This window comes from Planococcus sp. FY231025 (assembly GCF_052078085.1).
In the GTDB taxonomy this organism is placed as follows: Bacteria; Bacillota; Bacilli; order Bacillales_A; family Planococcaceae; genus Planococcus.
The window spans coordinates 257036-274185 of record NZ_JBQJJG010000008.1 but is presented as its reverse complement, the minus strand read 5'-3'; the positions used below and the strand labels follow the sequence as shown (position 1 = coordinate 274185).

Annotated in this window: 21 protein-coding genes; 2 read left to right on the top strand and 19 right to left on the bottom strand. The window is 49.4% G+C overall.

Annotated features, from left to right (window positions below; translation table 11 throughout):
• Positions 1 to 5: 5 nt before the first annotated feature.
• The 13 genes from deoD to ACTL32_RS13040 form a co-directional block, all read right to left on the bottom strand.
• Positions 6 to 710: a purine-nucleoside phosphorylase gene (gene deoD / locus ACTL32_RS13100; RefSeq protein ID WP_204892259.1), complete on the bottom strand. Its 705-nt coding sequence runs from the start codon at positions 708 to 710 to the stop codon at positions 6 to 8.
• A gap of 69 nt (positions 711 to 779) precedes the next feature.
• Positions 780 to 995: a YozE family protein gene (locus ACTL32_RS13095; protein WP_441341897.1), complete on the bottom strand. Its 216-nt coding sequence runs from the start codon at positions 993 to 995 to the stop codon at positions 780 to 782.
• A 54-nt stretch (positions 996 to 1049) separates the two neighbouring features.
• Positions 1050 to 1481 carry a peptide-methionine (R)-S-oxide reductase MsrB gene (gene msrB, locus ACTL32_RS13090; RefSeq protein WP_441341896.1) on the bottom strand — a complete coding sequence of 144 codons (432 nt, stop codon included), beginning with the start codon at positions 1479 to 1481 and terminating at the stop codon, positions 1050 to 1052.
• Complete coding sequence (gene msrA / locus ACTL32_RS13085; protein WP_441341895.1) at positions 1478 to 2002, bottom strand: peptide-methionine (S)-S-oxide reductase MsrA; 525 nt, start codon at positions 2000 to 2002, stop codon at positions 1478 to 1480. Before msrA ends, msrB begins: the two co-directional genes overlap by 4 nt.
• Positions 2003 to 2017: 15 nt before the next feature.
• Positions 2018 to 2599 (bottom strand): YpmS family protein, encoded by a 582-nt coding sequence (locus ACTL32_RS13080; RefSeq protein ID WP_441341894.1) that lies wholly within the window; start codon positions 2597 to 2599, stop codon positions 2018 to 2020.
• 14 nt (positions 2600 to 2613) lie between these two features.
• Positions 2614 to 3411, bottom strand: coding sequence for a GDSL-type esterase/lipase family protein (locus ACTL32_RS13075; protein ID WP_441341893.1), 798 nt, complete (start codon positions 3409 to 3411; stop codon positions 2614 to 2616).
• Positions 3412 to 3447: 36 nt separating this feature from the next.
• Positions 3448 to 4287, bottom strand: coding sequence for a DegV family protein (locus ACTL32_RS13070; protein WP_441341892.1), 840 nt, complete (start codon positions 4285 to 4287; stop codon positions 3448 to 3450).
• Positions 4288 to 4377: 90 nt separating this feature from the next.
• Positions 4378 to 5103, bottom strand: coding sequence for a lysophospholipid acyltransferase family protein (locus ACTL32_RS13065; RefSeq protein ID WP_441341891.1), 726 nt, complete (start codon positions 5101 to 5103; stop codon positions 4378 to 4380).
• A gap of 4 nt (positions 5104 to 5107) precedes the next feature.
• A complete protein-coding gene (locus ACTL32_RS13060; protein WP_441341890.1) occupies positions 5108 to 5593 on the bottom strand; it encodes a dihydrofolate reductase in 486 nt (161 codons plus the stop codon).
• 12 nt (positions 5594 to 5605) lie between these two features.
• Positions 5606 to 6550, bottom strand: coding sequence for a thymidylate synthase (locus ACTL32_RS13055; protein ID WP_441341889.1), 945 nt, complete (start codon positions 6548 to 6550; stop codon positions 5606 to 5608).
• Positions 6551 to 6621: 71 nt separating this feature from the next.
• A complete protein-coding gene (locus tag ACTL32_RS13050) occupies positions 6622 to 7215 on the bottom strand; it encodes a YpjP family protein (RefSeq protein WP_441341888.1) in 594 nt (197 codons plus the stop codon).
• A gap of 281 nt (positions 7216 to 7496) precedes the next feature.
• Positions 7497 to 8276 carry a class I SAM-dependent methyltransferase gene (locus ACTL32_RS13045; RefSeq protein WP_441341887.1) on the bottom strand — a complete coding sequence of 260 codons (780 nt, stop codon included), beginning with the start codon at positions 8274 to 8276 and terminating at the stop codon, positions 7497 to 7499.
• Positions 8273 to 8710, bottom strand: coding sequence for a BrxA/BrxB family bacilliredoxin (locus ACTL32_RS13040; RefSeq protein ID WP_441341886.1), 438 nt, complete (start codon positions 8708 to 8710; stop codon positions 8273 to 8275). The genes ACTL32_RS13045 and ACTL32_RS13040 overlap by 4 nt, the downstream gene beginning before the upstream one ends.
• Positions 8711 to 8972: 262 nt before the next feature.
• Between ACTL32_RS13040 and ACTL32_RS13035 the strand changes: the two genes are divergently transcribed.
• Entirely contained in the window at positions 8973 to 9215 is a 243-nt protein-coding gene (locus ACTL32_RS13035; RefSeq protein ID WP_441341885.1) for a hypothetical protein, read from the top strand.
• Between the two features lie 68 nt (positions 9216 to 9283).
• On the opposite strand, the gene ACTL32_RS13030 is transcribed toward ACTL32_RS13035, so the two are convergent.
• The 4 genes from ACTL32_RS13030 to ACTL32_RS13015 form a co-directional block, all read right to left on the bottom strand.
• Positions 9284 to 9601: a hypothetical protein gene (locus ACTL32_RS13030; protein ID WP_441341884.1), complete on the bottom strand. Its 318-nt coding sequence runs from the start codon at positions 9599 to 9601 to the stop codon at positions 9284 to 9286.
• A gap of 109 nt (positions 9602 to 9710) precedes the next feature.
• A complete protein-coding gene (locus ACTL32_RS13025) occupies positions 9711 to 10841 on the bottom strand; it encodes a conserved virulence factor C family protein (protein WP_441341883.1) in 1131 nt (376 codons plus the stop codon).
• A gap of 22 nt (positions 10842 to 10863) precedes the next feature.
• On the bottom strand, positions 10864 to 12744 hold the full coding sequence (locus ACTL32_RS13020) for an ABC-F family ATP-binding cassette domain-containing protein (protein ID WP_441341882.1): 1881 nt from the start codon (positions 12742 to 12744) through the stop codon (positions 10864 to 10866).
• Positions 12741 to 13376, bottom strand: a complete 636-nt coding sequence (locus ACTL32_RS13015; RefSeq protein WP_441341881.1) for an HD domain-containing protein — start codon at positions 13374 to 13376, stop codon at positions 12741 to 12743. The genes ACTL32_RS13020 and ACTL32_RS13015 overlap by 4 nt, the downstream gene beginning before the upstream one ends.
• Positions 13377 to 13532: 156 nt before the next feature.
• On the opposite strand from ACTL32_RS13015, the gene ACTL32_RS13010 reads away from it, so the two are divergent.
• Entirely contained in the window at positions 13533 to 13739 is a 207-nt protein-coding gene (locus ACTL32_RS13010) for a cold-shock protein (protein WP_441341880.1), read from the top strand.
• Between the two features lie 55 nt (positions 13740 to 13794).
• Here ACTL32_RS13010 and ACTL32_RS13005 read toward each other — a convergent pair whose 3' ends face one another.
• Together ACTL32_RS13005 and ACTL32_RS13000 are read right to left on the bottom strand one after the other, a co-directional pair.
• A complete protein-coding gene (locus tag ACTL32_RS13005; protein WP_441341879.1) occupies positions 13795 to 15756 on the bottom strand; it encodes a hypothetical protein in 1962 nt (653 codons plus the stop codon).
• Between the two features lie 17 nt (positions 15757 to 15773).
• Positions 15774 to 16973: an ATP-grasp domain-containing protein gene (locus tag ACTL32_RS13000; protein WP_441341878.1), complete on the bottom strand. Its 1200-nt coding sequence runs from the start codon at positions 16971 to 16973 to the stop codon at positions 15774 to 15776.
• Positions 16974 to 17150: the final 177 nt, after the last annotated feature.

Here is a 17150-nt window from a genome sequence, read left to right as displayed (position 1 = left end):
GCCTTTTATTCTTGGATTGCAGCTTCGAGGGCTACGACGATCATGTCGTTGAACGTCGTTTGGCGCTCTTCCGATGTCGTCACTTCGCCTGTCAGCAAGTGGTCGCTGACTGTCAAGATCGACAATGCCTGGCGGCCGTATTTTGCAGCCAATGTGTAAAGCGCAGCGGACTCCATTTCTAGAGCTAGGATGCCGTATTGCGCCCATTTTTCGTGCTCCGCATAGTCGTTATAGAAGACATCTTCCGTAAAGACATTGCCCACACGCAAGTTCAAGCCTTTTTCAACGCCCGCGTTGTAGGATTTCAAAAGCAAATCGAAATCGGCAGTCGGCGCATAATCGATGCCGCCGAAAATGATTTCATTCATTTTCGAATCTGTAGAAGCGCTTTGGGCCAAGATGACATCACGAACTTTGACATCTTTGTGAATTGAACCGCAAGTGCCTACGCGGATCAGTTTTTTTACGTCATATTCGTTCATCAATTCCGTGATGTAAATTGAAATCGAAGGGGCACCCATTCCAGTTCCCTGCACAGAAATGCGCTTGCCTTTGTATGTACCGGTATAGCCGAACATGTTCCGGACATCGTTGTACAGGACTGCGTCTTCCAGGAAAGTCTCTGCAATGTACTTCGCGCGCAACGGGTCGCCCGGAAGCAGGATTGTTTCAGCGATATCGCCTTTTTTAGCATTAATATGAACGCTCATTTGAAAACCTCACTTTATTTTAGTCGTTCTAATCATACTGTTTTTTTCTTTCATGTGCAACGCATACCCTTAAAGCTGCACATATTCGTCCCACATGGCATCGAATGTGGATGCTTTGATGTGGGGATGCGCTTTCTCTTCAATATAGCGCGAGAGCTTCTCGAAATCCCGGGTTGTTTTCGGGAAGCTATGGTCCAGAAACATAGCTTCTGCAAAGCGCGAAAAGTCGTCCGGGACCAGTTTCCCCCTGTACTGCAATGCAAATTGGTAAAACGAACGGTCCATTTTCCATCCTCCTTACGGGAAGCAAAAAGCCCGGAGCGCAGCCCGGGCCGTTTGTCATTCAAATAATTGCTTGTATTGGGAAAGCCCTTCCGCGTCCAGCTGGTCTTTCGGCACGAAACGGAGCGATGCCGAATTGATGCAATAGCGGAGCCCGCCGAGCGATGATGGCCCATCCGGGAACAGATGCCCCAGGTGGGAATCAGCCGTGGCGCTGCGCACTTCTGTGCGTCTCATGCCGTGGCTGGTATCAAAGCTTTCTTTGATCTCGCTATCTTCGAGCGGCTTGGCAAAACTTGGCCATCCGCAATGTGCGTCAAACTTGTCCTTTGAGCTGAACAGCGGTTTTCCAGAGACGATATCGACATAAATGCCGTCTTCGAAATGCTGGTCATACTCGCCCTGAAACGGCGGTTCCGTGCCGTTTTCCTGGGTCACATGGTACTGCATCGGCGTCAATTTCGCTTTCAGATCCTCTTTCATATTCATCCACCCCAATTTCTTTCTATGAATCCCGCTCTGCCGGAACCGACTGAATAGCGGTTATAGTGAGCCGGGTTTTTCTTATAATAGTCCTGATGGTAATCTTCTGCCAAATAAAACGGCTTGGCTTCCAATATCTTGGTAGCGATCGGCTTATCGAATTTCCCTGATTCCCCAAGTTCCTTTTTCGACTTTTCCGCTGCAATGCGCTGTTCTTCGCTATGATAGAAAATAGCCGTCTGGTAGGATTGCCCGCGGTCGAAAAACTGGCCGCCTTCATCTGTCGGGTCGATCTGAGACCAGAATACATCCAGCAGCTTTTCATACGGAAACACTTCAGGCTGGAAAGTGATCTGCACCGCTTCATAATGGCCGGTGGTTTCGGAGCAGACTTGTTCGTACGTCGGATTCGGCACATGCCCTCCCGTATAACCGCTTACCACGCTTTCGATGCCATCATACGAATCAAATGGCTTGACCATGCACCAAAAACAGCCGCCTGCAAATGTCGCTTTTTCTGTCATCATCCAATCGCTCCCTTTTTATTGTCGAATTGTAACCCTTAGCCGGATATCGTCCTCTTTCAGATCGAACGAGGTCGCTTGGATAGATATGCCTTCCTCGAAAGGAATTTCCGTCAATTTCAGCAGCACATGCTCTTCTTTCGGCAGAACTTCCATAAAATCAGGCAGCTCCACCGAATCACGCAGCATCTTCAATGCCGATTCCGGCGGGATATCGAGCATGCCGACTTCCACTGATTTCTGCTTTAACAGAAGATTGCCGTCTTCCTGGACAAACGGGTCGAACCGCAGCAGGATCGGCAGCTTCACGCCGAATACTTCGAGTTCCGAGGACAAGCTGACATCACCGTTGACCGCCAGCGCCAGCGGCACCGGCGACCGGTCCATTTCCTTTTGGATATACGTGTTCGCAATGCCTTCAAAATCCTCTTTTGTCACGTTGACGACCAGGGAGTTCCCGTCCGCCTCTGTAATCTTCATCGCCGACGACTTGTCCAGGTTATGCCCCTGCGCCGGAATGGTGATGATCAGGAAAAAGCCCAGTATGGCAATTATATTCAAGCCGAGGGATATCAAAAAAGCCGCTCGCCATTTGTTCATTCATTGTCACTTCCTTACTCCGGGAAACTGAAGCCGCATTCCTCCATCCGTTCCAGCACCCGCTCGCTCATCAATTGATAGCCCTTGCTATTAGGATGGAAGAAATCGGTATGATAGACAAGGTTATCGTTCCCGGTGAACAAGTCGCTTACCGGCACGAAACAAGCCATCGGATCATTTTCCGTAATTTCTTCCATTGTACCGTTATAAGAGTCAATAATCTCGTCAAACTCCTCGACTTCATCCGTCACCAGTGAAAAAGGGTTGTAGATGCCAAGCGCAACGATCGGCACCGTGGGATTGAAAGAACGGATCGCCGCGTAGATGTTCTGATAGCGGCTTTCATACAAGACCAGCTCATCCATAAACGCTTCGAGGTTCAACTCGAACAGGTCCCGTTTGACGATTTTCATAATATCGTTGCCGCCGATCGTCATCATTACGTAATCTGCCTCGGCTAAAGGGCCGGCGAGCTCCCCTTTTTGAAACAGCGCAAGCAATTGGTCGCTTCTGCGGCCCCTTTTCGCGGTATTTACAATCATGGTCCCCTGGACTCCGGGCCATTCGCTGATGGCCGATGAAACACGGCCGACATAACCGCCCTCATTTTCTACATCTCCGACACCCTGGGACAACGAATCTCCTATTGCGGTGACCACGAGCGCATCCGGCACAAAGTTCGGCGGGACATTATAATCGGCCACAGCCGGCGGCACCCTTGGCGCTGCTTCTTCATTGCCAAAAATGAAAGATGGGCTGCATCCGGCCAAAACAATGGCAAGCAATAAAGCGGCAAACAGGATGCGTTTCACGAGCCATCTCCCCTTTTAAACAACATGCGCCGCACCCTATTCCGCATAAAACATGAAACCGATGGCTCCGATGCCTGTATGGGTTGAAATGACGGGCGTGGTGTAATCATATTTAATGTCCTGGAAACCACTTTCCCGGATCTTTTCCCGAAGCGGCTCAGCCATGGCTTGGCCGTCCGCATGGACAATCCCGACGCCTTTTACCGTCTTGCCTGCTGTCCGTTCCAAAAAGTCATCCATCAAGTAGGATACGACTTGTTTATAGCTCCTGGCTTTTGAAACCGGCGTGTATTCCCCGCCGTCAAGAGATGCAATCGGCTTGATCTTGAGGAACGACCCAATCATCGCCCTGCCTTTGCCGATCCGGCCGCCTTTCACCAGATTGTCCAATGTATCGACGACAACGAATAATTTCGTGTTTTCGCGCACTTTATTGACACGCTCTACGATTTCCTCCATCGATTTTCCCTGCTGTGCCATCTCAGCCGCTTCAATCACCTGGAAAGACAGCGCATAGGAGATATAGCGTGAATCGATGACCGTCACATCCGTATCGGTCAGCTGCGCTGCCGTACGGGCCGACTCTACCGTCCCACTCATTCCGCCTGTCATGTGGATGGACAGCACCTGCCCTCCGTCTTCCCCAAGCCGGTCATACAATTCCTTGAAAATGCCCGGTGACGGCTGTGAGCTTTTCGGCAGTTCAGGCGTTTTTTTCATCATCTCCAAAAACTCCTGAGGCTGGAGGTCCACCCGGTCAAGGTAGCTTTCCTCTCCGATTTGAATGTTCAGCGGCACGACATGCAGATTGTATTTTCCAATGACATCCGGCCGCAAATCCGATGTAGAATCGGTAACAATATGGATTTTCGACATGCAATCACTCCCTTTCCCCTTTATTCCCTACTAAACGAACGTCTAAAACCCGAATTTCTGGAGGCAAAAAAACAGATCTCCATCGATCTGCTAATCCGCCTTTTCATTCAGTGCAGCTTGGATCCGGCTTCGCACGTTGTCTACTGCCATTTTGGCATCCTTGTCTGCCAGCTCCTGAGCCCCGAAAGGCTTTAATACCTGCACACAGATACTGCCCGGCCTCACTTGGCTATTGTTCTTTTCCATGACTTCCGCTGTCCCGTTTATGGCAATCGGAACAATCGGGACCCCCGCATCGCGGGCAATCCGCATGAATCCGCTTTTGAATTCCTGAAGCCCTTCGCCTTTGCTCCTCGTACCTTCGGGAAAAATCAGAATCGAATGGCCATCCTTCAGCTTCGCCACCGTATCCTGAATGGACTTATAGGCGCTTCGCCGGTCGCTCCGGTCCAGGAAAACGCAATTCATCTCTTCCATATAGACAGGGATGACCGGGAATTTCTTTACTTCTTTTTTGGAAATGAATCCGAAGGGCTTCGGAATCGCTGACAGCAGCACCGGAATATCGAAATTCCCTTCGTGGTTGCTGACCAGCAAAGCCGGCCCCTCTGGAAGCCATTGAAGCCCGCTGACTTCGACATGGCTCCTTGTCCGTTTCATAATGCCTCCCGCCCATTTTTGAGGCTCACTATGAATCAGCTTGTCATACTCAGCTTTGTCCAACCCGTTTTTGCGGGCTTTGAACTTCTTCAGATTCACGGCGGCGATAGGCAGATAGCCGAACAGGTATGAAAATGTTCGCAATGAAGTCAACATGTTCTTATACGCTCCCTTTTCGCTCAAAGACAAGGTAGGAAAACGGAATGCCGTTGGAAACATGCTTTTCCGATTCAGAAACAAGCTCCCATTCAGCCCCATATTCCGGGAAAAATGTATCGCCGTCGTACCGCTTGTCGATCAGGGTTATATACAAGCGGTCCGCCTGCGGCAAAATCGAACGGAAAATCTGTTCCCCTCCGATCACCATCACTTCTTCATGCACTTCTTCTGCCAGGCGGATGGCATCGTCCAACGTATGGACAATGTCTACCCCTTCTGCGGCATAGGATTCGTTGCGCGTGACGACGATGTTCCGCCGTTTCGGCAACGGACGCCCAATGGATTCATACGTATTGCGCCCCATGACCATCCCTTTTCCGACGGTATGCTTTTTAAAATAGGCGAGATCCTCCGGGATATGCCAAGGCAGCTGATTGTTTTTGCCGATCACGCGGTCCGGGTCGTGCGCCACCATCAATGAGATCATTCCTTTTCCTCCTTATACAGCCACCGGCGCTTTGATGCGCGGGTGCGGGTCGTAGCCTTCGATGGTAATGTCGGACAGTTCCAGATCAAAAATGGATGCGACATCTTCATTGATTTTCACAGTCGGCAGTTTTTTCGGCTCCCTTGTCAATTGTTCTTTCACTTGTTCGATATGGTTCGAATAAAGATGGGTGTCGCCGGTGGTATGGACAAAATCGCCCACTTGCAGCTCGCATTCCCGGGCGATAAGATGCGTCAGCAAGGCGTAAGAAGCGATATTGAACGGCACTCCAAGGAATACGTCGGCACTCCGCTGGTACAGTTGGCACGACAATTTTCCGTCAGCCACATAAAACTGAAACATGATATGGCAAGGCGGCAAGGCCATGTCCCCGATAAATTCGGGGTTCCAGGCAGTTACCAGATGGCGCCGGGAATCGGGATTCGTTTTAATCGATTCGATGACATCCTTCAACTGGTCAATGGTCCCGCCGTCTGTTTTTGCCCATGACCGCCATTGTTTGCCGTACACCGGACCCAGGTCTCCGTACTTTTCGGCAAACCCCGGTTCATTCAGGACTTTGTCTTGGAAAATGGCCAATTGCTCTTTGTATGCCGCTGCAAATTCTTCATCTTTTTGCGACCGCCGGCCAAAATCGCTCATATCCGGACCTTGGAATTCATCGCTTTGCACCCATTGTGCAAACGCCCATTCATCCCAGATATGGTTGTTTTCCGCAAGCAGCGCCTTGACGTTGGTGTCCCCTTTTATGAACCAGAGCAATTCCGACACGATCAGGCGGAATGCCGTCTTTTTCGTGGTCATCAACGGGAAGCCTTCGTTCAGGTCATAGCGCATCTGATAGCCGAATACGCTCAATGTCCCGGTTCCTGTGCGGTCTTCTTTTTTAGTGCCATTATGTAGTATATGCTCGCATAAATCCAAATATTGTCTCATTTGTGTTCGCCTCCATTGTTATATTAATCATAACAAAAACACACAAAAAAAACTCCCCAAAAGCTAGGGAGTCAAGAAAGCCATTTCGGCGGTGTATTTTTGGACCAATAAATGTCGCCAAGCGCGATATGCTGCTGGAAACCATCATCGGCAACGTGATAGTGGAAGTTGAAGAAATAGCCTTCCTGCGGCTTTTTCTCAGTTCTCACATGAAACCGTATGGCATCTTCGTTTGTTTCCGTGTCGTAAATATGGAAAATCTTTTCGGAATGGTCGCCGGATGGTTTTTCCGAAATCGCCAGCTTGGCGATTTTACCGCTGTCGACCCTTGCCAAATACAGATCGATTGCACGCTGCATATTGGGCAGCACGGCCGTCTGGAATTCATCGCGGATCACCGGGCCGACCCGGGAGCCGAATTTCAGGTAAGCTTGCTCTTCAGCCCTTTTATGTACGGTATCCAAAATCGTGGTGGATTCGTAATAATATTCGCTCGGGTCTTGCCAATCATAAATAAATTGCTTATGCTGGTCGTCTTGAGCATGCGAATTGCTGGATGCTTTTTCATCTAGAAGCGATTCCCAGAGCATATGGCTTGGCGGGATTGCGCCTAATGTCAGAACAGCTACTGCGATAATTATGGACTTTTGCCACCAATTTTTCATCGTCATCACCTTCAATTTTGAACATTTTCGCAAATCTTTCTTTTCTGCGTTCCTTTAATTATACGATTTTCATGGGTAAAGGTTTCATCTTCTTGAAATTCATTGTACAATAAAGCTAATCATTTAGCTCTGTTTTTTCGAAAAAGGAGGAACTTTTACATGGATGCATCGTTGCTTATCGGAATTGGCCTATTATTCTTGATCGGTTATTTGACTTCATTAAGTTTTACCGACTAATTATTTCAAAAAAACTTCCTGCTGCCGGCAGGAAGTTTTTTCGTTTATTCCATAGTGCAATCGATTACTCCATAGTGGAATTTCGTATTCGGACGGACGCGGCGGGAAAATCCGAAGCGCTCGAAATCCCCGGACCGGAAATGCGCTTTTAAGACGACGCTTTTTTTGGCGACCCGCTTCGCCTCCTCGACCCACTCCTTGTCCAGTTGGCCTCCATCGGCTGCCGGCCGCAATGGTGAAAAGTTCGAAGCTTCTTGGATTGTTTCCGTGAACATCGGATCCATATAGACAACGTCCGCTGATTTTCCGGGCATGTTCCGCAAGATATTCACGGCTTTACCGCGATTCACTTCGATGCGACGCATGGCATCCGTCAGATGGGGCATAGCGGAATATTCCTTCAGCCCGTCTGCCACCACATAAGCGAGCACTGCATGGCTTTCACAGCCGATTACTCGGCCGGCCGCTCCGGTATGCACCGAAGCCACGATGGCATCCGACGCCATCCCGAGCGTGCAGTCGATAAACGTATCTCCGGGCGCCAGACCAGAAACTTCAATCAGCGGGTCTTGGTCAATCGGCCGTTTGGTACGGAAAGCGGAGGAGTTCGGATGAAAAAAGAACGGCTCGGTTTTGCCCAGAGGGTAAAACTCGAGCCGTTCTTTTGCTGCAACCAGGACATCAGCGCCTTCTTCAAGATGGATCTTGCCGATTGAACGCTTACGCCTGCTGACGAATGGCAACGATAGATCCGCCGCAGCTTTGGCAGCCAGCTCATCGGTCTTTCCGTTGGGCCGGTATGCCGTTGTCACGATCGTTTTCATTTTGCGGCTACCTGTCCCAGCACATCAGCCAGATGATTCGTAATTTCTTCCACGTCATGGTCTTCAATTTGTTCACGCGGAATGAAATATGCCAATTCTCCATCTTTCAAGAGTGCAATTGAAGGAGAGGAAGGCGGAACTTCTTCAAAAAAGCTGCGCATCTGCGCGGTCGCTTCCTTGTCCTGCCCGGCAAATACCGTCACCAGATGGTCCGGCTTGACTGCAGATCCTTTCAACGCTTCAATAACAGCCGGACGTGCAAGGCCTGCTGCACATCCACAGACGCTATTGATGACGACAAGGCTGGTGCCTTGCGCTTCCGCCATGTGGCTATTCACCTCTTCAGCTGTCAAGAGCTCCTTAAAGCCGTGAGAAGTCAACTCCTGGCGCATCGGCACCACGATGCCCTTCATGTATTCATCATATGCATTCATTTGTTCATCCCCCTTTATTATATTTCTTCCTTTTCATTCTATCGCACTTGCCGGAGAGATTCACGCTCTTCCACTTTTTTGGGGTTCTATAGCATCCGAAAATACGAAATTAGAATATTCTAAAATTAGTGTTACATTTATATTATATTTTCGTAAAAGCGCAGTTTTTTTGATAATTTTGTGGTATCTTGAAAACAACAAGATGTATGGATTCTTCAGACTTTTCTTAGTCACTTTCCATTTCCGGAAAGGAGAATGTCAAATGACGTTAGACAGCATTAAAGAAATGCTCAAGACCGTCCATTACTACAACACCGTCAACATCACCCAGACTTTCAGCAGAGAGGACGGGGCCAGCATCACCGCAAGATGCCTCAAAAACACAAAAATTCTGGAGGTTACATTTCCGGAAGAACAGAAAATCGAACAATTCACTTGTATCGAAAAAGCTGCAGCTGCCATTTACCAAGCGCTTACAGCCAATTCGATGTCTACAAGCTCCTGACGCTTCAGGGGCTTTTTTTATTCTTCGTGACATAGATGTATCAATCAAAAACGCCTGAAACGGCGTTCTCAATGGTCGTAATGCTTGTTGATGAAACCCAGCATGTCTTCGAACGAATCCTGATCGTACCATTCATAAGGCACCTTCTGATCGGCGATTCCGCTTTTGATCTGCAGGCTGGTTGCTGATAGCTGAACGATGCGCAAATCGTCCACGTCCTCCTCTTTTTCCCGGATTTCATGACCTGAAAAATGATCTTTGACTTTGCTGAAAAAAGCATCGCGTTCCGCCTCGTCTTTAAAATCCCATGATTCATATTTCCCCTGATGCAGCAATTCAATCGAAAAAATATCTTCTTCCATGGATATATCCCTGTCTTTTGCCATACCTGTCACCTCTCCTATTTAAGTCAGCTTACAGCAGTTTACCTTTTTCTCCCCTTGCGGAAACCTTTTTCCAAAATAAAAACCGGCGGATCGTCCGCCGGTTGCCTGCTTATTCTTCTTTCATCGATTGGCGCGCTTCGGTCATCTGCTTCCAGACCGACCCTTGCGCTTCTTCGCCTTGTTCGATTCGGGCGATCGCCATCTTCACTTGCAGCTTCACTTCAAACTCCGGATCATTTTCTGCCCGCTTCAACGCCGGCAATGCCTCTTCTGTCCCGGTTTCAAACAAGAACATAGCTGCACGCCAACGGACAAGCTTGTTTTTGTCTTCTAGGGCTTCCATCATGACGGGCTCAAACTCTTCGAACCCAAGATCGCTGATGGCATCCCCTGCGGTTCTCCGCACTGCCCAGCTCTTATCTTTCATCGCCCGGGCGATGTACGGAACGACTGCCTTGTCTTTGATGTCGCCTAAATAAATGACGGCTTGGCGCCGAATCGACATTTTTTCATCTTCTATCGCTCGAGCAAGCAGCGGCAGATCGTCCAGGCTCCCTTCGCCCATCTGTTCAAGCAATTGGAAGCGGGTCTGCCAATCGGGCACATTGAATTCTTCGATGGCTACTTTTCTTCCGCGCACCACTGCTCCCTGTACCTGTTCCTCGGACGGAGACACAAGCTGCTGCAGCCGTTCATCCGGATACGCTGCATTCAATTCTTCGACGACATGCTGGCCGATTTCCTCTTTATCGCCGTAGCGGACGCCATAATCCGCCCATTTCCGTTGAAGCAGGTAATTCTCTTCTGTCGGATCCATGGCTTTGGCCATGGCAGCTGTGAAGCGCTCCGGCATACCGAAGCGTTGTTCAGAAGAGCTGTCGAATACTTTCACTTGCAGCGGTATTCCTTTGAATTGCTGGACATGGACATAGACTTCACCAAAATGCTCATCCATCTCCATTTCTGCTCCGGCTGCTCCGTCCCCTTCACCGAAAACGCGCCGGACTTCTGCCAGAATCCCTTCCCAGTCAACTTTCGACAAGCGTTCCACCGCCAAGAAATCAGCTACGTGGTAAACGCCTTTCACGCCTTCGATATCCATGATTTTTCGGATTTCCTGCGGAGCCCCTTCCAAGTTTGTTTTTGAATAATTATGGCTCTTGCCGAAAGGCAATTCCTGGTCGATGATGACTTTCATTGTATTCGGGCTTGGTGTCGGTTCGATCGTTTTGATTTTCATGAATGTTCCCCCTGCTGAAATTTTATGATTCTGCAATTTCCTGGAGATACGTCCACCGCTCGATGAGACGGTCGTATTCTTCCGTCAATGCGTCGATTTCCTGAGTGAGTTGGTTCAGTTTTTCAAAATCCGCGCCTGCTCCTGACATATCGCTTTCTTTTTGCTCTATCTGCTGCTCCACTTCGGCAATGACATCAAGGATTGAATTAAACTCTTGCTGTTCCTTGAACGTCAATTTCTTTTTCTGCGCTTCCGGCTTCACGGGTACGGGGGCAGGTTCGAAAACTTCTGCCTCCGCCATTTCAGGCACAGCCTTCTCTTTGATGAATTCGGAATACAAGCCTTGGTATTCGACAATTTTGCCGGTCCCTGTGGTCCATAATTTCTGGGCGATCCGATCCAGGAAAAACCGGTCATGGGAAATCGTGATGACGACGCCCGGGAAGTTTTCCAGAAAATCCTCCAAAACGGAAAGCGTCTGGATGTCCAAGTCGTTCGTCGGCTCGTCAAGCAAGAGAATATTAGGCTGCTCCATCAACAGCTTTAGCAAGTACAAACGTTTCCGCTCGCCGCCCGATAGTTTACCGATTTGTGTGCCGTGGCCGTTTGAGGGAAACAGAAAGCGCTCGAGCATTTGGGTTGCCGACAAACGGACGCCTTTGGCCGCCTCATAATCACTTGATATTTCCTGGATATACTCAATCATTCGCTGTGATTCGTCCATTTCCGGCAAGTGCTGAGTGAAATGGGCAATCTTCACGGTGCTCCCATATTCTAATCGCCCTTCAGTCGGCTGGTACTCGCCAGCCAAAATTTTCATGAGCGTGGACTTCCCAGCTCCATTCGGACCGACGATGCCGATGCGGTCGCCTCCCTGCAAAAGAAAATCGAATCCGCTGAAAATGACATTGCTGCCAAAAGCCATGCCGACGCCTTCACCTTCAATGATTTTCTTCCCGAGGCGCTGGCTTTGCATAGAAAGCTCCAAAGACGTATTGTCGCTTTCCTTTTGGACGTTCTCCTTGATTTCATCAAAGCGCTGAATCCGGGCTTTCTGCTTGGTCGACCGGGCTTTGGCGCCCCGGCGGATCCATTTGAGCTCTGAACGGAAGCGGTTTTCCAGCTTCTGTTGGGAAGAAGCGGCCATTTCATCGCGAATCGCTTTGTTTTCCAGGTAGTCGCCATAGTTACCTTTATGTGTATACATTGTTTGATCGGCAATTTCAAAGATATGCGTCGACACCGCATCCAGGAAATAGCGATCGTGCGTCACGAAAAGCATGGCGCTGTTCATGCGAAGCAGTGTTTCCTGAAGCCACTCCGTTGAGACAGCGTCCAGATGGTTCGTCGGTTCATCGAGGAGAATTAAATCCGCCGGTTCGATCAACGCTTTTGCCAGCGCCACCCGCTTCCGCTGCCCGCCGGACAATTCGCTTATGTTCTGGTCGAACATGTCGATGCCGAGTTTTGTCAGGGCCGTTTTAGCAAGGGCATTGATGTCCCAGGCATTTTCTTTTTCCATCCCTTCCTGGATTTTCATCAATTCATCCTGCAATTGAGTTGAACTCGAATCGACCATCATGTTTTTCAAGGCTTGCTCATAGGACCGGTTCAGTGCCAGGATCGGCGAATCGCCTGAAAAAACCGTCTCAAGGACGGTGAGCGATTCGTCGAATTCCGGTTCTTGCTTTAAATACGTGATCTGGTATTTTTTCGGATGGTCCATCGTCAAGGAATCCGCTTCAACTTCACCGGCCACGATGGACATTAAGGTCGACTTCCCCGTACCATTAACGCCGATCAGACCCGCCCGTTCTCCTGGATAAAGTGAAAATTCGACTCCTTTGAAAAGCGTTTTAGCTCCAACCGTCTTAGTTAAATTTGTAATATTTAAGTGGCTCATTTATTCCCATCCGTTTCTTTTTGTAGTTGCTCTAAAAAGGATAGCATAAAAGCGTGACGCTCTTCAGCAATCTGCCTTCCGGCCTCTGTATTTATGCTGTCCTTCAGCTTCAGCAGTTTCTCATAAAAATGCGTCGTGCTGCTGGTCGGCTTGGACCGGTACTCCTCCTCGGTCATTTCCAAACGGGGCTCTTCCTGCCAATCATAAAGCTTGCGCCCTTTTGCCCCGCCGTATGCGAACGTCCGGGCAATGCCGACTGCCCCGATGGCGTCCAGCCGGTCTGCATCCTGCACAATTTCGGCCTCTATGGATGCAGGCGCTTTACCATTGCCGCCTTTGAACGAAACGGCTGAGATGATGTCGGTGATATGCTCCTTTTGTTCTTCATCCAGTCCGAGGCTTGCCAAAATTTCCGCTTCCGGATCTTCTCCGTGCTTTTTATATTTTGGATCGGAAACGTCATGGAGCAATACGGCCATTTCCACTACAAAAGCATCGGCCTTCTGTGTTTTAAGGATTTCTCTGGCATTTTGCCGTACCCGTTCAATATGCTGCCAATCATGGCTTGCATCAAATGTATCGTAGATCGCTTTTGCCGCTTTTTCACATTGCAGCAATTGTTCAGTCTGCATAAATACAACTCCTTTCCTACTATTATAACATCCTTTGGAAAACGGCTTTCCCTCCAGGTGTTATTGACGATTGGCGGCCATTCGGGTATAGTATAGCCATCCATTAAACGGGTTTTAATGGTGCCACGACATTACTCAATAATAGGGGGAACGCGCATGCACCAAGGTACAGTGAAATGGTTCAACTCGGAAAAAGGGTACGGCTTTATTGAGCATAATAATGGTGATGACGTATTCGTCCATTTTACAGGCATCCAAGGCGATGGCTTCAGGACGCTGCAAGAAGGCAAAACCGTGTCGTTTGAGATTATTGACGGAAATCGTGGTCCGCAGGCATCGAATGTTAAAGAGACTAATACGTGAAAAAGCGCATATAAAAAAAGGGAGCCTCGAAAAATTCGAGGCTCCCTTTTGCATTTCATGTCCATGTATAGTTTTTGCCCCAGCTTTCGCGCGACAGCCGTTCGATTTCTTCAACATCGGCGTCTTCCACCATATAGGTGTCGCCTTGTTCATAAGGGTTGTAATGGAACGCATACATCCGCGCCGTGAATTGATGGAACGGCAAGGAAGACTCGCCTTCCTGCTCGCCGTGCCCTTGGACGCTCGTTTCGATCCCCTGGCCCCAATTCTGGCCGCTGTCGTTGTTCGGGTTGTAGAAATAGACCCGGAATTCCCCTTGCTCATCCTGGTCGATTCGCTGGATGGAAACTGCATGCAGACCTAGTAATTTGCCATGTACATTGGTGATGTAGATGCCTACCGGGTTCGGATAGATCATTTCATAGCCTTCATTGTATTCCGGGTGATGGGTCGCGTAGAAGAGGCGCACAAACGCTTCGTAGTCTGTCACAAAGCCGGTATACTGATCGATGATGCTGGCAAAACCACGGGAGATCCATTCGCCGTAAAACTCGGGATTGACCCATTTGTGGCCGTCCTCTCCCCTTAACAGCGTCTTTTTCATCATTTCATTGTAGATTTTGTCCAGGTGTGGAACAAGGACCACTGAGACCGGATCAAGTTCGCGATGGATTTCATCTGCCACCCCGCCCTGAATCATATTCGAATGGATTTCTTCCCCTTCAAAAGTCATGTCAATATCATTTTCTCTCACGGCCCGTGCAATATATTCGAGAAGCTGGCCGACGCCATGCTGGGCCCATAAACTGATCGCCCTCGCGGACTGGCATGTCGGATTCAGCCCTTGCCCGATGCCGAGAGGTTGTCCTAAAACATTGACAACACCGCCCACCAGGACGCCATTTGCCGTGATGCCGCCTTTTCGGTGTTCCCGGCGGAGCAAATGCTTTTTGACGTCCGGGTGCACATCGATTTCAAAAAGCCGGCGCAGCGCAGGCAATAAGGGCTCCTGTGTCAGGACGCCGCGGTCAAGCATGCGGGACAAGCCATAGATCACTTTGCTCGTTTCCGGATGGACCGATATTTGGATGATGTCCCTGATCAGCTCGGTATTGGCATTGAAACTTGCGATGCCCATTTCAGACAATGCCAATGCTTCCGGGATAATATCGGAGTATTTCCGGTTCAGGAAGCGGATGAAGATGGCATTTGCCGGTGCCACCAATCCCGTAGCGTTCATCGACTCCGCAAACGCCTGCGCTTCCTCGTGAAGTGTTTCTTCGTCGGCCTCCGTCAGTTTTTTCCGGTATTCGCGCAGATTCGGATACTGTTCACTGAGCGGCGTCGATGTAGTTATGGCTTTGTTGAATGATTTCAATTTATCTTTCGTACTTTCATCGATTTCCTCGTCAAGCATCTGGTTGGCGGTCTCAATCATCGTTACGATCCGCTCCACCATGATCGGCCGCTGGACAGTCAAGCGCTCAATCTCTTCGACTAGCTTGCCCGCGACCGCTTTATAAGAAAGGCGGGCGCCAAGGAAGCGGAAGAGCCGTTCCGCCCGTTCGATATGCTCGCCGCCTTCCACCCGTGCGGCTTCCGTTTCAGCCGGAAACAACAGATCCATATTCAACGCCAGCACTTCGTTCAAAAAAGAGGCAGCTTCTTCTTGAGGCACTTCCGGGTGTTCATATTGCCCTTCAGCGATTGACAGCATGCGCAATTCGCTCAGCATTTCCACGAGCGAATTGACCCCCCTGATTTTCAAGGAGCCGCCGACAAACGGCGGTTCCAGGTTGTCAGCTTCAGCCCATGGCCCGCCATGGAAAACACCAGCCGCATCAAAACGTCCGGCATAGCCGTAAAGGGCTTCAAGGCCGTCATCGGTTGCTGCTAGCTCGCCTGCTAGCTGAAAAACAGCCGTCTGGTACATGCTTTTCGCAAATGGCTTGGCTTCTTCCAGCACCGCAAGGGCTTGTTCGAATTTATTTTTGGTCAGTGTTGATTCAGTAGTCATGGCCATTCCCCCAGATGTTAGATATAGAAATCGAATTTTTCATATTGCTGAAGCAATTCCTTCATCCGGCCGCTGTCTTCCCCAAAGAAGAACAGCGTGCCGTAATGGTTCCCGAAGCCGACGCGTTCCGCCACTTTCGAGGTGACCGGTATGAACATATCGTGCTTTTCAAAATAAGGGTCGTTCTTCAATTCATCAGGCACATTCAGCTTCTCAATCAGCCTCACGCGCGGATAGACCATCAAACTTCCGGCATAGCCTTTTGCATCATCCACTTCTTTCGGGAAAAAAGCTTCCAGTTCTTCAGCCGTCGTATCCGGATCGCTGCAGAGAATCTGTGCTTGGAAAGCACTGAAGCCGTAAGCCCGTTCGATCAAATCGAAAATGTGTCCGCCGGGCACCCGGGCTGCCACTTCCCCGAAGTTTAAAGTGCCGTCATGTGAAATGAAATATTCCGGATGGATGACGCCGTATTTGATTTCAAAAGCATCTACAAGTTTCTGGATTTCCTTTAATATTGTAGGACGGTAAGATTCAAGTGCCGGGGAAGCAGGGACGAAATTCGAGTGGCCCAGTTTGACGTATTCTGTGATGTTCAGGAACTTCACCTCGCCGTTATGGATAAAAGCTTCACAAGAGAATTCCTGGCCGTCCAGATGGCTTTCCATCAAATACGGGAATTCCTGTTCTTCCATTTTCTCGATATCTGTCGCGTCCCGAATGACCATGTGCCCAACCGTGCCTGCCTTGTTCAGGGGCTTGATATGTATCGGATCATTCAGATCGCCTTCAATTTTGATCAATGCATCATTCACCCGCTTCAAGAACCGGTGGATGTCCTCTTTGGAATGCGCTTCTTCGAAAACCCCCACTTTAATGCCTGCCATCTGGGCTTTCCGCTTCATCAGCCCTTTATCCCTCATCAACAGCGAACGGTTGAAGACCCGCGGATCATCGAAGAAGCGGGCATTCAATGCGCCTGCCCATTCCACCGTTTCTTCATAGATCGGCACCGCGACTTTGGTGTCCATCGCCTGAAGCTTTTCATACAATTCATCCGACCCTTCATTGAGCCGTTCAAAATCCCATGGCACAAAATTGATGCCATTCTCTTTTGCGAATCCCTCAAAATCAGGCGGGCCCACCACAACGAACGGCCGGTCCAATTTATCAATCGCCTCAATTGCCGGCAAACTCCACCCTAAAATTGCTGTCAATCTTCCTTCTCCTGCATTCGCCATCCAGACACTCCCTTTGCAAAATGATATAAGCCTGTAAATACCTGTATTATTGCCTGTTTTCAGACGATTCAAACCTTAGCCCGGTAATCGGGTTTAAACAATTCGGCAAACGGAAATAATCTTAGTAACAAATCCGTAGGTGCAAAAAGCCAA

What these genes read in the sequence shown, in the direction of transcription:
- deoD (WP_204892259.1), bottom strand. Translation starts at nt 710, where the DNA reads ATGAGCGTTCATATTAATGCTAAAAAAGGCGATATCGCTGAAACAATC.
- ACTL32_RS13095 (WP_441341897.1), bottom strand. Translation starts at nt 995, where the DNA reads ATGGACCGTTCGTTTTACCAATTTGCATTGCAGTACAGGGGGAAACTG.
- msrB (WP_441341896.1), bottom strand. Translation starts at nt 1,481, where the DNA reads ATGAATATGAAAGAGGATCTGAAAGCGAAATTGACGCCGATGCAGTAC.
- msrA (WP_441341895.1), bottom strand. Translation starts at nt 2,002, where the DNA reads ATGATGACAGAAAAAGCGACATTTGCAGGCGGCTGTTTTTGGTGCATG.
- ACTL32_RS13080 (WP_441341894.1), bottom strand. Translation starts at nt 2,599, where the DNA reads ATGAACAAATGGCGAGCGGCTTTTTTGATATCCCTCGGCTTGAATATA.
- ACTL32_RS13070 (WP_441341892.1), bottom strand. Translation starts at nt 4,287, where the DNA reads ATGTCGAAAATCCATATTGTTACCGATTCTACATCGGATTTGCGGCCG.
- ACTL32_RS13065 (WP_441341891.1), bottom strand. Translation starts at nt 5,103, where the DNA reads ATGTTGACTTCATTGCGAACATTTTCATACCTGTTCGGCTATCTGCCT.
- ACTL32_RS13060 (WP_441341890.1), bottom strand. Translation starts at nt 5,593, where the DNA reads ATGATCTCATTGATGGTGGCGCACGACCCGGACCGCGTGATCGGCAAA.
- ACTL32_RS13055 (WP_441341889.1), bottom strand. Translation starts at nt 6,550, where the DNA reads ATGAGACAATATTTGGATTTATGCGAGCATATACTACATAATGGCACT.
- ACTL32_RS13050 (WP_441341888.1), bottom strand. Translation starts at nt 7,215, where the DNA reads ATGAAAAATTGGTGGCAAAAGTCCATAATTATCGCAGTAGCTGTTCTG.
- ACTL32_RS13045 (WP_441341887.1), bottom strand. Translation starts at nt 8,276, where the DNA reads ATGAAAACGATCGTGACAACGGCATACCGGCCCAACGGAAAGACCGAT.
- ACTL32_RS13040 (WP_441341886.1), bottom strand. Translation starts at nt 8,710, where the DNA reads ATGAATGCATATGATGAATACATGAAGGGCATCGTGGTGCCGATGCGC.
- ACTL32_RS13035 (WP_441341885.1), top strand. Translation starts at nt 8,973, where the DNA reads ATGACGTTAGACAGCATTAAAGAAATGCTCAAGACCGTCCATTACTAC.
- ACTL32_RS13030 (WP_441341884.1), bottom strand. Translation starts at nt 9,601, where the DNA reads ATGGCAAAAGACAGGGATATATCCATGGAAGAAGATATTTTTTCGATT.
- ACTL32_RS13025 (WP_441341883.1), bottom strand. Translation starts at nt 10,841, where the DNA reads ATGAAAATCAAAACGATCGAACCGACACCAAGCCCGAATACAATGAAA.
- ACTL32_RS13020 (WP_441341882.1), bottom strand. Translation starts at nt 12,744, where the DNA reads ATGAGCCACTTAAATATTACAAATTTAACTAAGACGGTTGGAGCTAAA.
- ACTL32_RS13015 (WP_441341881.1), bottom strand. Translation starts at nt 13,376, where the DNA reads ATGCAGACTGAACAATTGCTGCAATGTGAAAAAGCGGCAAAAGCGATC.
- ACTL32_RS13010 (WP_441341880.1), top strand. Translation starts at nt 13,533, where the DNA reads ATGCACCAAGGTACAGTGAAATGGTTCAACTCGGAAAAAGGGTACGGC.
- ACTL32_RS13005 (WP_441341879.1), bottom strand. Translation starts at nt 15,756, where the DNA reads ATGACTACTGAATCAACACTGACCAAAAATAAATTCGAACAAGCCCTT.